This window comes from Ralstonia mannitolilytica (genome assembly GCF_905397375.1).
Classification (GTDB): Bacteria; Pseudomonadota; Gammaproteobacteria; order Burkholderiales; family Burkholderiaceae; genus Ralstonia; species Ralstonia mannitolilytica.
Genome location: NZ_CAJPVG010000001.1, coordinates 1,189,434 through 1,204,146, shown reverse-complemented (window position 1 = coordinate 1,204,146; position 14,713 = coordinate 1,189,434). Strand labels below are relative to the sequence as shown.

10 protein-coding genes are annotated in these 14,713 nt (G+C 64.6%); 5 read left to right on the top strand and 5 right to left on the bottom strand.

Annotated elements, in window-relative coordinates:
• The first annotated feature begins 34 nt into the window (after positions 1-34).
• The 4 genes from KHN96_RS05390 (at position 35) to KHN96_RS05375 (ending at position 6,350) form a co-directional block, all read left to right on the top strand.
• Positions 35-2,839, top strand: a complete 2,805-nt coding sequence (locus tag KHN96_RS05390; protein ID WP_082062877.1) for a type VI secretion system Vgr family protein — start codon at positions 35-37, stop codon at positions 2,837-2,839.
• Positions 2,836-4,470: a hypothetical protein gene (locus KHN96_RS05385; protein ID WP_147282553.1), complete on the top strand. Its 1,635-nt coding sequence runs from the start codon at positions 2,836-2,838 to the stop codon at positions 4,468-4,470. Before KHN96_RS05390 ends, KHN96_RS05385 begins: the two co-directional genes overlap by 4 nt.
• Positions 4,471-4,517: 47 nt before the next feature.
• Positions 4,518-5,570 carry a PoNe immunity protein domain-containing protein gene (locus tag KHN96_RS05380; protein WP_062738232.1) on the top strand — a complete coding sequence of 351 codons (1,053 nt, stop codon included), beginning with the start codon at positions 4,518-4,520 and terminating at the stop codon, positions 5,568-5,570.
• Between the two features lie 69 nt (positions 5,571-5,639).
• On the top strand, positions 5,640-6,350 hold the full coding sequence (locus tag KHN96_RS05375) for a tetratricopeptide repeat protein (RefSeq protein ID WP_062738272.1): 711 nt from the start codon (positions 5,640-5,642) through the stop codon (positions 6,348-6,350).
• Positions 6,351-6,478: 128 nt separating this feature from the next.
• Here the strand turns inward: KHN96_RS05375 and KHN96_RS05370 are convergent, their stop codons facing one another.
• Entirely contained in the window at positions 6,479-9,151 is a 2,673-nt protein-coding gene (locus tag KHN96_RS05370) for an FtsK/SpoIIIE family DNA translocase (protein ID WP_062738231.1), read from the bottom strand.
• 260 nt (positions 9,152-9,411) lie between these two features.
• Between KHN96_RS05370 and KHN96_RS05365 the strand changes: the two genes are divergently transcribed.
• Positions 9,412-9,993 (top strand): hypothetical protein, encoded by a 582-nt coding sequence (locus tag KHN96_RS05365; RefSeq protein ID WP_062738230.1) that lies wholly within the window; start codon positions 9,412-9,414, stop codon positions 9,991-9,993.
• 9 nt (positions 9,994-10,002) lie between these two features.
• Here KHN96_RS05365 and KHN96_RS05360 read toward each other — a convergent pair whose 3' ends face one another.
• Genes KHN96_RS05360 through garD form a run of 4 tightly spaced genes read right to left on the bottom strand, consistent with a single transcriptional unit; the run spans position 10,003 to position 14,703 of the window.
• The gene (locus KHN96_RS05360; RefSeq protein WP_062738229.1) at positions 10,003-11,304 is read right to left on the bottom strand and encodes an MFS transporter; all 1,302 of its coding nucleotides are present in this window, start codon (positions 11,302-11,304) and stop codon (positions 10,003-10,005) included.
• 55 nt (positions 11,305-11,359) lie between these two features.
• Positions 11,360-12,250: an SMP-30/gluconolactonase/LRE family protein gene (locus KHN96_RS05355; protein ID WP_062738228.1), complete on the bottom strand. Its 891-nt coding sequence runs from the start codon at positions 12,248-12,250 to the stop codon at positions 11,360-11,362.
• A gap of 4 nt (positions 12,251-12,254) precedes the next feature.
• Complete coding sequence (locus KHN96_RS05350; protein WP_062738227.1) at positions 12,255-13,100, bottom strand: NAD-dependent epimerase/dehydratase family protein; 846 nt, start codon at positions 13,098-13,100, stop codon at positions 12,255-12,257.
• 1 nt (position 13,101) lies between these two features.
• On the bottom strand, positions 13,102-14,703 hold the full coding sequence (gene garD, locus KHN96_RS05345) for a galactarate dehydratase (RefSeq protein ID WP_062738226.1): 1,602 nt from the start codon (positions 14,701-14,703) through the stop codon (positions 13,102-13,104).
• Positions 14,704-14,713 lie beyond the last annotated feature (10 nt).

Sequence of the window (14,713 nt, the reverse complement as noted above, 5' to 3'; positions counted from 1 at the left end):
ACCGCAACACGAACCCCAGCGCGACGCTGTTCCGATGAAGCCCTTGTCTAACCTGCCGGCCGCCGTGCCACAAGCCGTTCTGGGCGCGCTGCTCGGGCAGCAGACCCGCCAGATCACGCTGGAGACGGCGCTCGCCTTCGACAACCTCGTCGTGGAGCGCTTTACCGCCACCGAAGCGGTATCGGCCTCGTTTGTGCTGCACGTCGATTGCCTGAGCCCATCGGCGCATCTGGACACCGCCAAGCTCGCCTCGCAGGAAGTCACGCTGCGCCTGCTGCAAGCCGACGGCAAGCGACGCGCGTGGCACGGTTACGTGGCCGATTGCGCATCGCTGGGCGGCGATGGCGGCCTCGCACGCTATCGGCTGCGCGTCGTGCCCTGGCTCGACCGCCTGCGCACACGCAGCGACTGCTTCGTCTACCAGGACAAGACCGCGCTCGAGATCATCGAAGACGTCTTCGCCGACTACCCTGTCGCGCACTACCAGATTGCCGTCACGCAGCCGTGCGCCAAGCGCTCGATCTGCTGCCAGTACCGCGAGAGCAACTACGCCTTCGTGATGCGCCTGCTGGCCGAGGAAGGCCTGTCGTTCCGCATCGAGCACGCGCAAGGCGACGAGAAACAGCAAGGCAGTACGCAGTCGCGCCACACCGTAGTCATCTTCGACAACGCTGCGCAGCGGCCCACGTGCCCGCAGCCCGAGATCCGCTTCCACCGTGTCGACGCGACGGAAAGCGAAGACGCCATCGAGCGCCTCTCCCACACGCACAGCGTCGGCACGAATGCCGTCACGTTGGCCTCATGGGACTACAAGGCCCTGGCCGCTACCGCAGCACAGGCGACCGCGAGCGACCCCGGCGGCGAACTGCCCACGCTCGAGCGCTTTGAAGCCTCGGGGCCGTATCAGTTTGCCGATGCGCAAGGCGCCAGCCTGGCCGCGCAACTGCGCATGCAGGCACACGAGGGTGCCTACCTGCGCTACGAAGGCCAAGGCAGCGTGCGCCAATTGGGCGCCGGCCAGCGCTTCACGCTCACGCAGCATTTCGACAGCAAGCACAGCGAGTTCGTCACGCTGCAGGTGGAACACGAAGCCGCCAACAACCTCGGCGCCGACATCGCACGGTTGCTCTCCACCACCGAGATCGAATCGGGCAGCTACCGCAATCGTTTCGTGGCCGTGCCGGCCGAGGCCCCGATCGTGCCGCCGTACCGCCGCCGCCCGACCGCACCTGAGGGCCAGGCCGCCGTGGTCATTGCCGAAGAAGGCGCACCGCTGACCACCGACCGCGACCACCGCGTGCGCGTACGCTTTCCGTGGCTGCGCGCGCCGGAAGCCGGCGCGTTCTCCGACCCGGCCGGCAACGACCGCACGCAGGTCACCGCCTGGGTGCGCGTCGCCACCGCCAGCGCGGGGCCGAACTGGGGCGGCCACCACCTGCCGCGCGCCGGCACGCAGGTGCTGCTCACCTTCATCGATGGCGACATCGACCGTCCGATGGTCGCCATGCAGCTGCACAACGTGCAAGACGCCCTGCCCTGGGCACCTGCCGATGCGCCGCTTGGGCAAGCCCTTTCCGGCTGGCATTCACAAGGTCTTGGCGGTGACGGCTACAACCAGTGGGTCGTCGACGATCATCCCCGCCAGTTGCGCACGCGGCTGGCAAGCTCCACCGCCAACAGCCAGCTCAACCTCGGCTACGTGACCTCGCATGGCGCCACCGGCGGCGAGCGCGGCACGTGGCGCGGCACCGGCGCCGAGCTGCGCACCGATGCCTGGGCCGTGGTGCGGGCCGGCGCGGGCCTGCTGCTCTCGACCACCGCACGCCCTCAAGCCACCGGCACGCTGCTCGACGCACACGAGGCGCGCGGACAACTCACAGCCGCGCAGAAGACCGCGCAACGACTGTCCGATGCCGCATCGAGCCAGCAAGCGCTGCCGCTGGCTGCCAACGGAGCATTCGAGCCGATCGACAAGGCACTCGACCCCGCTCAGGACGGCAAGTACCCGAACAGCGTCAACGGACAGGACACGCAGCAGCCCGTCGACAGGTTTGGACAGCCGCTGCTGGTGGCCGAATCGCCTTCGAGCATCGCCCTCGCCTCGCACGCCACGACCACCGTGTATGCGGGCCGCCATCTGCACGGCACGGCGCAGGCGGATTGGCATCTTGCAGCGGGCAATGTCATCGCCGCTGCGGCCGCCAAGGGCGTGAGCCTGTTTGCACAGCGCAACGGCATCCGCGCGATTGCGGAGGGCGGGCCGGTGTCCATTCAGGCGCATACCGATGCGCTCGCCGTGCTGGCGGACAAGGCGGTCACCGTGACTTCGTCAGCGGATTCGGTGGAGATCCTCGCGCAGCAGAACATCGTGCTGCATGGCGGGGATTCCCTGATCCGGCTGGAAGGGAATGCGGTGACGTTTGAGACGTCGGGGTTGTTGTCGGTGAAGGGGGCTGGGCATCCGTTGGTGGGACCTGGGGGGCAGGCGGCTGAGTTGCCGGCGTTGCCGGTGGGAACGCTAGCTGAGCCCGTCCACGAGATTGAATTGCACTATCACTATGACGACCTCACTCCGGTTGTGGAAGCGCCCTACAAAGTTACCTTCGACAACGGCACCGTATTGGAAGGCACATTGAATCAGGATGGATACAAGCTCTTGAAGGGCGTTCCAGCCGGCGCATACCAAGTGGACTATGGAGAAGACTCACGGGATTGGAAGGCGCCACCGCTTTCGCGGGACGACGCTGCATACAACAAAAAAGAGGTCCAGCAGGAAGGCTCCGAAATGATTGAACGTGCGCTTAAAACTGAACCTCCCATCGTTGGAGCTCAAGCATGAGCGGAACGCGCAGCGAGATCGAGCGATTCTTTCGGACGCTATTGCTTGGTGATTTTGAAGAGGAACAAAGCACCAGCGCACAACTCGTAGGTGGGCTGATCTCTATGGTGCCCGTCCTGGACCAAGTAATGGACGCTCGCGACATCACCGGCACCCTTTTCCAAATCAATAGACGAGGGGGGTTCCAGTACGCAGATAGCACTCAGCTTGTCAATCTCGGATTCGCTGCGTTCGGCGCCATCCCGGAAATTGGCAGCGCTTTCAAAACGGTTTTCAAGCCACTTTGGAAAGAGCGGCGAGCCGCCAAGGGTGCAATACATACTGGCCTTGAAGCTATTGAAGGCCTCCTTGGCTTAGGCAAAGGGGGCGCGATCAGATGGGTCCGCCAGGAACTACTAGGCAAGTGGGTCGTCCGCACAAATTCTGCTATCGCTCAAGTCGATACTGCCCTTGCCGCGGCCATTGAACTGACCGAATTCATTGCGACCGCGAGCGGTTGGAAAGATTGGCTGATCCCTGACCCAGTGCAAAATCTCGCCAAAGAGATTCTCCCTTCGCTCAAGAAACTCAGAGGCCAGATTGGTGGACCGTTGCAGCGCGCCAGCAATGAAATCTATGCCTTCCTTGAAGACCTGCTGGGCGAGCAAGCAGCCGCAATCGTCATGGCTGCCGGACAGAAAGCAGTGGCTGGATCAGCGACACCTGGGCTCCGGGCAAAGTCTGGGAACAATAAGGCGGACCTCCATCCCAGAGGCCGCACGCCAGAGCGGCAGGGTAGGACCAAAGTGAGAGAAAGTGATCGTACTAGTGCAAAGAAGAATAGCGGGCGGCTACATGCAGCCATACAACTCACGCGCAAAACATTCGCGAACCTGGCCAGTCAAGAGAAGGGGCTGGTAGGCGAGCATATGGTCGACTATCACGAGGTTCAACGTCTCAGCGGCAGTTGGCCTCACGATAAGCTAAAGGGGCGTTGGGCGCCCGCGACAATCAAAAAAATCAATGTAGACAAGCGGCCAGTCAATCTAAGACTGATTGACCTGCCCAAAGTGAACCACGCGGGCCTCGATGCTGTCTGGCAGCATGGAGCAGCCTATACGGTAACGGAAGCCAAGGCCCGCGAGAGCATAGGAGCGGCTTATGGGCTTGGGAAGTATTTGGTAAGAGAGGGAAAGATTCCTGCTGTAACGGGACTCAGCCCAGAAAACGAGCTTCTACACTATCTGTTGAGTGACAGTAGCGACAAGAGAGGAACTGTCTCGCCCAAGGTACAGATGTCCACGGAATGGGTAGAGGATCGCTCCAAAAAAGAGGGGCTTGACGCTCAGTCGGAGCTAGCCTTACGCCAAATCAATGCTTCTCGCTACCATCGACGTACTGTCCTGGTGACATTCGAGTCCAAGGGGGCGCTCGATCACGCTCAGGCCCTGGTGGATATTCATGCGGGGAAGCAGGACAAAGATGTTCATCCACATACCGAGCACGGGATCACTAAAGAATGGGAAGCAAGCGCAATCGACGCCGTCGTTAAAGCTCGAGATCGTGCCCGTGCTGCAAAAAACTTGGCGCCTCGAGGAGAACAAACAAAAGGCTCCAAGGGCACTAAGCAGCCAAGGAAGCCACAACAGTAGAGCGATACTCGCCCCATCTGTGTTCCGGATACCGCAAGCCAGTACCTATGACCGAAGCTACATTTCGAAGCCGTCGCCGGCAAAAGTTCCTAACGGAGCGATTCTACGAACTCAACAAGAGCTGGCTCTCAACACTGATTCTCGAAAACGAGAGTGAAGAGCGGAACAACGTAAGCCCGTCAGACCCGGCTTTCGCGGGGATTGCCGGAAGCACGTTCAAAGAAAAGCTGAACCTGCTGAAGCTTCACTACACAGCCGGTTCGCCCATTGAGGCTCTTCTACCGCTATATACCGATGCCGTGAACGCCTTGGGCAACTGGCATGAAGCTTACCTGACCTATATTAAGGCGCTCGCTGCTGAATCGGGCGACGAGCTCCGTGAAGACAGCACACCGCTAGAGTTTGAAGACTTATACGCCTTTCAAATAGCCATCGATATGGTGAGCCTTGGTGTCCTGTTTGGGGATGGTGCGGCCCTGCGCAGAATCGCCGTTTGGCTGCACCCATACCGCAGCGACGATATCCTGTTTGAGGAACTCGTCTCGCGGGCGGTGCCTGATCCTCAACGCGATATAACCGAGTACTTCCATGTCGTCCCATATGACGCGCTGATCGATTCGTTCTACTCCCCGGAAAGTCCCGCTGCATCCGCTGCAGAGATCGAGAAATACTTGGCCGGTTGGTATAAAGCCTTTGAGGGTGCCCCCTGGCATGATGGACACGTGCACGCCGCAGAGCACCAGATACCCTACTACGGCTATTGGTCCTTCGAATCGGCGGCGATCTCTGTACTGCACAACATTGACGACCGCTCCTTTAGGGATCAGTTGGTATACCCAAAAGATCTTGCCGACTGGGCCCGAGCAAATAAATCGGTCGAGCGGCTCGCACCAGACGCCGGTATCGACTCAATCACCGCAGCAGCCGGTATGCGTTGCGATGCAAATAGCCCGTGCCCCAGAGCGGGGTATTGGATGACGCCCGCAAAGCGCGGATCACGTCGGTATTTCAAGCTAGGCGAAATCATGCCGGAAGTCGCATCCGATTACGGAGCGACCATCTGGCAGTGGGATAGCGATCAATCTGATCCGAAGCTGTAAACGCTGGGGAAATGTGGGTTGAAGCCCCAGCAATTCGGGCGCCCGCTCCAGCACCACCAACAAAACACCATGGGCATACTGAAAAAACTCTTCAGCCGAAACGCCAGCGCCCGGGACGCCAACCCGCCCCCACCGCCGAAAGACGACGACACCTCGTCCGACGTCGCCCCCGAACTCGCCCCTGCCTTGGAGGCCTACCAACAAGGCCAGTACGAAACGGCCATCACCGCGGCAGCACCCTACGCTGATCGCCACGCCGACGCCAATCGCCTATGCGCGCTCGCCTATTCGGACATGCGCCGCTATCCCGAGGCCTTTCCTTACTGGCTTGCATTGTTCGAACAGGAACCGAGCGCGCACAACGCACTGCAGCTGGCGACGACGTCCGTCATGTGCGGCGAACTGAAGCGCGGCGAAGCGTGGTTGATGAAGTTCGACGAGATCAACGAGCAGACGCACGAGATGTCCAGCGTCACGGCTCGCACGCAGTTCATCTCGTCGCTCACGCAGAGCGGGCACGTGGCCGAGGCATTGCCGTATCTGGATTGGCTGCGCGATGTCTACGCGCACGTTCGCATCACCGATTCGCACTTCCTGTACATGCGCGGCATTCCGTTTTTCCCGAGCTTTCTGGAAAACAGCCTGCCGATTCTCAAGGCCACCCTGCCGGCCGAGGCGGTCGCTCAGTGGTATGGCGTGTTGTCGGGGCAGTTGGATGAGGAAGGCGAGGCGCAGCTCGGGGCGTGGCTGCAATCGTTGAGCGTCACCGCAGAAAGTTGAGCTGCGCCGGCAGTTGATAGCCGACTGGGCTTCTCGGAAAGCGCCAGTCGGCCAAGGTCTTCAGGCCCGCCGCAAGACGCAATGAATCGGTCGCGCCGCACCCTTCAGGAGTGGCAGACACCCGCCTGTCACTCCCCGCCTCCCGGCGCCAACACCTCACGCTGCCCATTCCGCCCCATCGGCGACACCAGCCCCGCCGCTTCCATCTGTTCGATGAGCCGCGCGGCACGGTTGTAGCCGATGCGCAGTTGCCGCTGCACGGAGGAAATCGACGCGCGGCGCGTGTTGAGCACAAACGCCGCCGATTCGTCGTAGAGCGGATCGGCTTCTGCATCGCCGCTATCGCCACCGAACAAATCGCCGGTTGCGGTAGCTTCACCCGGATCACCGGCGAGGATGGCTTCGTCGTATTCGGGTTCGCCAAACTGCTTCCAGTGTTCGACCACGCGGTGCACTTCTTCATCGGCAACGAACGCGCCGTGCACGCGCTGCGGATACCCAGTGCCCGGCGGCAGGAACAGCATGTCGCCCTGGCCGAGCAGCGATTCGGCGCCCATCTGGTCGAGAATCGTGCGCGAGTCGATCTTTGAGGACACCTGGAACGCCACGCGCGTCGGAATGTTCGCCTTGATCAGGCCGGTGATGACGTCCACCGACGGACGCTGGGTCGCCAGAATCAAATGAATGCCGGCGGCACGGGCCTTTTGTGCGAGGCGCGCGATCAGCTCTTCGATCTTCTTGCCGGCCACCATCATCAGGTCGGCCAGTTCGTCGATCACAACCACGATCATCGGCAGCGTCGAGAGGGGCTCGGGCGCATCGGGCGTCAGCGAGAACGGATTCGGCACCTTGCGGCCGGCCTGTTCTGCCGCGCGGATCTTCTGGTTGTAGCCGGCCAGGTTGCGCACGCCCAGCGCCGACATCAGCCGGTAGCGCTTTTCCATCTCGCCCACGCACCAGTTCAGCGCGTGCGCGGCCTGCTTCATGTCGGTCACCACGGGCGCGAGCAGATGGGGAATGCCCTCGTACACCGAGAGCTCCAGCATCTTCGGGTCGATCATGATCATGCGCACGTCGTCTGGCGTGGCCTTGTACAGCATCGACAGGATCATCGCGTTGACGGCAACCGACTTGCCGGAGCCCGTTGTGCCGGCCACCAGCAGGTGCGGGGCGCGTGCGAGATCCGTCACCACCGGGTTGCCGGTGATGTCTTTGCCCATGGCCAGCACAAGGTGCGACGCATGCGACTGGAAATCCGCCGCGTTCACGACTTCTGACAGGCGGATCATTTCGCGGCGGGCGTTGGGCAGCTCCAGGCCCATGCACGTCTTGCCAGGGATGGTTTCGACGACGCGGATGGACGTCACGCCCAGCGCGCGCGCCAGGTCTTTCATCAGCCCGACAACCTGCGCGCCGCGCACGCCTACCGCCGGGTCGACTTCGAAGCGCGTAATGACCGGCCCCGCGGAGGCGCCGACCACCGTGACAGGCACCTTGAACTCTGCCAGGCGCTGCGCGATGAGGTTGCTGGTTTCCTCGAGGTGTTCGGCAGAGACCGACTCCGCGTTGCTCGAAGCCGCCGTCAGCAACGCAGTGCTCGGTAGCCGATAGTCCCGTGGCACGATCGGCTCGGCCTGGCTGGCCGGGGCCGGCGCAGCGCGCGACACCACTTCGCCCACCACGGCGGGCAGCACGATGCGCGGTTTGGGCGCGGGCGGTGCCGCCACCGGAGCGACGGGCTCGGCCGGCGGTGCAGCGGGGACGGGTCCGGCTTGCGGCAGCGCTTCATCCGCAAGAACCGACTGCGCCCCGGGCGCTGCCGCGTGCGGCTCGGGCGTCGTTGCGGTGGGTGGCAGCAGCTCCCGCAGTTCGGCCAGCAAGGCCTCGGCCTCCTGGCGCACGGCGTCCAGATCCACCACGGGGGGTTCGGCCGCAGGTGCCGGCGGTTCCACGGGTGCCGGCGGCACCGGTTCGGCGAGCTGCGCGGGTGCGGGCGCCTGTGCGGGTGGGCTGGGCGGCGCCGCGGTCTTCAGCCCCAGCTGCGGCTGATGAAACGGGCTGCTGACGATGGTGGCACGCGGCTTCGGGCGATCTTTCGGTGCGGAGGCCGGCACCGCAGCGGGCGCGGCGGCTGCCGGGGGCATTGGCTTTGCAACTGCCGGCGCCTCGCCGGACGCGGCTTTCTGCGCATCGAGCAATGGCCAGATCTCTCCGGGCTGGGGCGGCGACGGACGCGTGCGAGGCGGTGGCTGCCAGGCCGGCTGGCGACGTGCGGAAACGGCTTCGATGCCGCGATGCCGGACTGCCGGTTGCGCGGTGCCTGCGCTGCCCGTCCAGCGCACGGACGCTGCCCCGCCCAAGCCCAGGGCGGTGGGCTTCAGGACGTCTTCATGCGGTTCGTCGCGCGGTTCGGCGGGTGTGTCGGGGGATGCATCCAGCGTGCGGCTGCGCGTGACGAGCTGGCGCCACGAGCGCCCAAACACCATCGGCGCCACCCAGATCAGCACGCCGAGCATCAGCACAAACGCGCCCGTCCATCCAAGCAGCTGCGAGAACACCGAAGACAACGCCCGTCCGACTGCACCGCCAGCCTTATCCTGTGGGTCGGCGCCGGACGTCAGTGCCTCGAGCGCGGCACTGGCGCACAGCACCACGAGCGTCACCAGCCAGAGCCTGACGGTGCCCCGACCCCTGAGCACGTGGCGCTCCCCTGCCAGCATGCGCACGGCATACCGCCACGCCAGCGGCAGCAGCCATACGGTGGAAATGCCAAACCAGCCAAGCCCCATGTCGAACGCCATCTACAAATGCCAGGCCGCGATTGTAGCGGGGCGCGCCGCAGCCATGAGAAACGGGCCGGCCGAAAAGCACTGGCCGGGCGAGCGCCGTTGCAATACGGCCTCGCCGATATGGGCTCTTCGATGGCAGACCGCCTGGTCCACGCCATGCACGCCGTCCTGCGCCCGGAGTCCATGCAGGTAACGTTGGGGCGACTTCCCACGGGGCAGGCCCCGCATTTGCTTGCGCCATGGGGAACCGCGTTTCCCGAGGAGGAGGCCCCATGTCACTCATCGTCGCCGCACGTTTCGACACGTTCGAGCGCGCCGAAGCCGCTGCGCGCACGCTCTTCGCAGAGCGTTTTTCCGAGGAAGACGTGAACGTCTTCTTCGTCAATCCGTCCGGCCAGCACGCGGCCTACCCCATCGGTGGAGACCGGAATGCCGACCCCGGCGCCGCCCGCGCACATGCCGGCGCGGGCAAGGGCATGGCCATCGGCGCAGCGATAGGCGCGGTGGCTGGGGTGGTGGTGCTGATTGCGCTGCACGTGGCCGTGCTGTTTTCCGTGGTGGCGGCCGGCGTGGGCGCCTATATCGGCTCGCTCGCCGGCGCGATGATCGCCACGCGCGACGAACCGCAGCCCAGTCAGCCGCCCGACGCCACGTTGCGCACGCGGCATTCGGGCGTCCTGCTTGCCGTGCGCGTCATGCCGGAGCGCGAGGCCGATGCAGCGCGCATCCTCGCGGCTGCCGGCGGCATGGACGTCGAAGAGGCAGCGGGCCGTTGGCGCAACGGCGAGTGGATCGACTTCGACCCGCTCAGCCCCGCGAGGCTCAACCCGAAGGTCAGCGCCCGCGCAGCGTAGTCCGACCCGTCAGGCCGCCTGGCTCGATGCGGTGCCGCCCGGCTGCACGGGCACGGGCTGCGCCTGCTTGTCGTTGAGCATCGTCCACACCAGGATGGCCGCGACGATATCGAACACCGCCAGCGCCACGAACAGCGGGTTGTAGCCGATGGTGGCCGCCAGCGTGCCGACCGCCAGCGAGAACAGCATGCCGCCCAGGTAGCCCGACATGCCTGCCAGACCCACGGCGGTACCGACCTCGTGCTTGCCGAACATGTCGGACGTGAGCGTGTACAGCGCGCCCGACAACGTCTGGTGCGCAAAGCCGCCCACACAGAACAGCGCAATCGCCGTGTACGGGCTGGTCGCCAGCCCGATGCAGGCGGGGCCGATCATGCATACGCAGCCCGTCACCATCACGAGCTTGCGCGACGTCACCAGCGACACCTTGAACCGCTTCTGGAACCACGGCGCGAGGTAGCCGCCCAACACGCACCCCACGTCGGCCGCCAGGAACGGCAGCCACGCGAACAGCGCGATCTCCTTGAGGTTCATGTGGCGCTCGGTGGCCATGTACAGCGGAATCCAATAGTTGAACGTCTGCCACGCAGGCTCCGAGAGGAAGCGCGGCACGGCAATCCCCCAGAACCGCTTGCTGCCGACGATCTTGCCCCACGAGGGCTTGGGCGCGTCGGCATCGTCGTCGGGCGCTTCCTGCCCGGCGCGGATGTACGCATGTTCTTCGGCCGACAGGCGATGGTGCTTGGCCGGCACGCGGTACAGCACGAACCACAGCACGCTCCACACCAGCCCCATCGCGCCGATCACGGCAAACGCAAAGCGCCAGTTGCCGTGCAGGATGCACCAGACCACCAGCGGCGGCGCCACCACCGCGCCCACTGACGAGCCGATGTTGAACCAGCCGGTGGCAATCGAGCGCTCCTTGGCTGGAAACCACTCCGACGTGGCACGCAGCGCAGACGGAAAGCCGGCCGCCTCGGTCATCCCCAGCATCGCGCGGAACGCCGCCAGCGAGAGCCAGCCGCCGGCCGTGCTGTGCAGGATGCAGACGGCCGACCATGCCGCCGCAAACAGCGCAAAGCCCAGCTTGGTGCCGAGCACGTCGAGCACGTAGCCCGCCACCGGCTGCATCACCATGTACGCCGCCTGGAATGCCGCGACGATGTAGCCGTACTGCTGTGTGCTGATGTTCAGTACCTTGTTGACTTCAGGCGCTGCAACGGCGAGCGCATTGCGCGCGAGGTAGTTCATGATCAGGCCGCTCAGCACGAGCCCGATGATCCACCAGCGCAAGCCTTTGATGGGTTTCATGTGTTGTCTCCTGAGCGCCCCGCCGTGTGTTCTTCTGTGTGGGGCGTACTGCGGTTCAGAGGTGTAGAACGGGTTCCGGGAGTCCGGCCACGCCCGGGCGCACTGCAAACGTGGCGCCCGAGAGCGGGTCGTCGCCGATCATGATCGACGTAACGAACAGGGTGTCCAGCCCCGGCCCGCCAAAGGCGCACATGGCGGGCTTGGGCGTGGGAATGGCGATACTGCGATCGAGCTGGCCGTCCGGCGTGAACCGGTGCACGACGCCCGCATCGTTGCCGCAGATCCAGTAGCAGCCGTCGGCGTCGACCGCCGCACCATCGGGCCGGCCGGGGTGCGCGTTCATGTCGATGAAGACGCGGCGGTTGTGCGGCGTGCCGGTGTCGACGTCGTAATCGAAAGCCCAGACCGTCTGACGGCTTGCATGCGAATCCGACAGATACATCGTCTTGCCATCGGGGCTGAACGCCAGGCCGTTCGGGACGATCAGGTCATCGATGACGGCATCGACGCGCCCAGTGCGCGCGGCATCTGCATCAAACCGATACAGCTTGCCCAGCGGCAGACCCAGCGAAGTGTCCAGCACCATCGTGCCGGCCCAAAACCGGCCTTGGCGATCGCAGCGACCGTCGTTGAAACGCATGTCGGGGCGAGCATGCGCCACCGTGGCGAGGCGCTGCAGGGGCCCAAGTGCGACGCCGGCGCTGGGCGGTGGCGCGAGAAAGATGCCCGTTTCCATCGCCATCGCCCAACCGTTGGGCGCCATGGCTATACAGCCGGCCATCTCGGGCAGCGGCCAGCTGTTGGTCTGGCCCGAGAAGAAGTTCCAGCACCACAGCTTGCGGTCAGGGATGTCCGTCCAGTAGAGCGCCTGCTCGCCGGCATGCCAGACGGGGCTTTCTCCCACGCCGCATCGCATGGTGCCGATGCGTTCCACGTTCAGGGACATCGCGTCAATCTCCGAACGGGCCGGCCTTGACGAACGCGCCACCCTGGTACACCGCCGCCGGATCGTCAGGCGGCAGCGGGGGCTGAGCCTCGACCTGCGCGCGGAAGATCTCGCTCGTCTGCGTGGGCTGGTAGCCGAGGTGCGCGGCGTGGCGGTTGTCCCACCAGCGGTCGCGATTGTTCGACATGCCGTAGACCACCGTGAAGCCGACGTTCGGCACGAACAGGGCGCGGCGAATCAGCTGCTCCAGGTCGTCGTAGCCGAGCCAGGTGACGAGCATGCGGCGGTCCTTCGCTTCCGGAAACGACGAGCCGATGCGGATGGCCACCGTTTCGATGCCGTAGCGGTGGAAGTAGAAGCTGGCGAGCTGCTCCCCGAACACCTTGCTCAAGCCGTAGTAGCCATCGGGCCGGGTCGGTACCGTGCTGTCGATCACCTCGCCCTGCTTGTAGAAACCGATGGTGTGGTTCGAGCTGGCGAAGACGATGCGCCGCACGCCATGACGACGCGCAGCTTCGTACAGGTTGTAGGTGCCTGCGATATTGGCCGGCAGGATCTCTTCAAACGGCCGCTCGACCGACACGCCGCCCAAATGCACGATGGCGTCGGTGCCGGCGACGAGCGCATCGACGGCTTTCGCATCAGCCAGGTTGCACGGCACGATCTCCTCGCCGGTGCGTGCTTCGCCCAGATTTGATATATCAGACAAGCGCAAAGAATCGGCGTACTTGGGCAGGCGCTCGCGCAGCACCTTGCCGAGGTTGCCGGCGGCGCCAGTCAGCAGCAGGCGGTGGCAGCGTGTTGTCACGCCGTCGAGCGGATCGTTTTGAAGGTTGATTTCAGGGGTCATATCAGGTCACCGGGGCGGGGTTGAACAGGGCCAGCGCGTTATGCAAACCGAGCTTGTCGGCGCAGACTTGTTTGCGGCCGCTCGCCACGTCAAGAATCAGGTGGAACAGTTCCCAGCCGATATCGGCAATGGTGGCTTCGCCGGTGGCGATGCGGCCGGCGTCAAGGTCGATCAGGTCATGCCAGCGCTCGGACAGCGCCTTGCGCGTCGACACCTTGATGACCGGCGCCATGGCCAGCCCATACGGCGTACCGCGGCCGGTCGTGAACACCTGCAGGTTCATGCCGGAGGCCAGCTGCAACGTGCCGCACACGAAATCGCTCGCGGGCGTCGCCGCAAAGATCAGGCCCTTCCGACGCACTTTCTCACCGGGGCCAAGCACATCGACGATGGGCGTGCTGCCCGACTTCACGATCGAACCCAGGGCTTTTTCCACCACGTTGGAGAGCCCGCCCTTCTTGTTGCCCGGCGACGGGTTGGCGCTGCGGTCGGTCTGACCGCCGCTGAGATAGTTGTCGTACCAGGCCATCTCGCGCAGCAGCGCGCGGCCGACGTCTTCATCGATGGCGCGCGGCGTGAGCAGATGGATGGCGTCGCGCACCTCGGTCACTTCCGAGAACATCACGGTACCGCCCGCGCGCACGATCAGGTCCGCCGCAAAGCCGACCGCCGGATTGGCCGTCACGCCCGAGAACGCATCGCTGCCGCCGCACTGCACCCCGACCACGAGGTCGGATGCCGGGCAGGTTTCGCGCTGGCGCTTGTTGAGATGCTCCAGGCGGCGCTCGGCCATCTCCATGATGGCGTCGGTCATGCCGATGAAGCCGTCGAAGGCTTCGTCCTGCAGACGCAGCACCGGCGAATCAGCGGTGCCGGCCACTTCGATCGGAATGCGCCCACCCGGCGCAAGCTTCTCCGGCACAAGGCGTTCCGGGACGAGCTTTTCGCAGCCCAGGCCGATCACCATGATCTCGCCGCCAAAGTTCGGATTCAGCGCCAAGTTCTGCAGCGTGCGGATCGGCACGATGGCGGCCGGCGCGTTGATGGCGACACCGCAGCCGTACACATGGTTGAGCGCGACCACATCATCGACGTTGGGGAAGCGCGGCAACAGCTCGCGCTTGATGCGGCCGACCACGTAATCCGTCACGCCCGCCACGCACTGCACGCTGGTCATGATGCCCAGCACGTTCTTCGTGCCCACCGTGCCGTCTGCGTTGCGATAGCCCTCGAAGGTATAGCCCTCCAGTCTGGCGAGCTTCGGATCGGGGCGCGTGGCCAGCGGCAATTCATCCAGCGCGGGCGCAGACGGCAGCTTGACCGCATGCTCGTTGACCCAGCTACCGCGCGGCAGCGGCTTCACGGCATAGCCGATCACTTCGTTGTAGCGAATGATCGCGTCGCCTTCGGCCAAGTCGGCCAGCGCCACCTTGTGGCCTTGCGGCACGCCTTCGACGAGCACCGTGCCATCGGCCAGTGCCGTGCCGGCGGGCAAGCCGCGTGCGTTGACGACGATAGCGACGTTGTCACCGTCGTGCACGCGGATCGTCAGCGCCTTTTCAGTTGCGTTGCCGGCCTCAGGGGCCAGCGTCGGTTCAGACATCACAGACTCC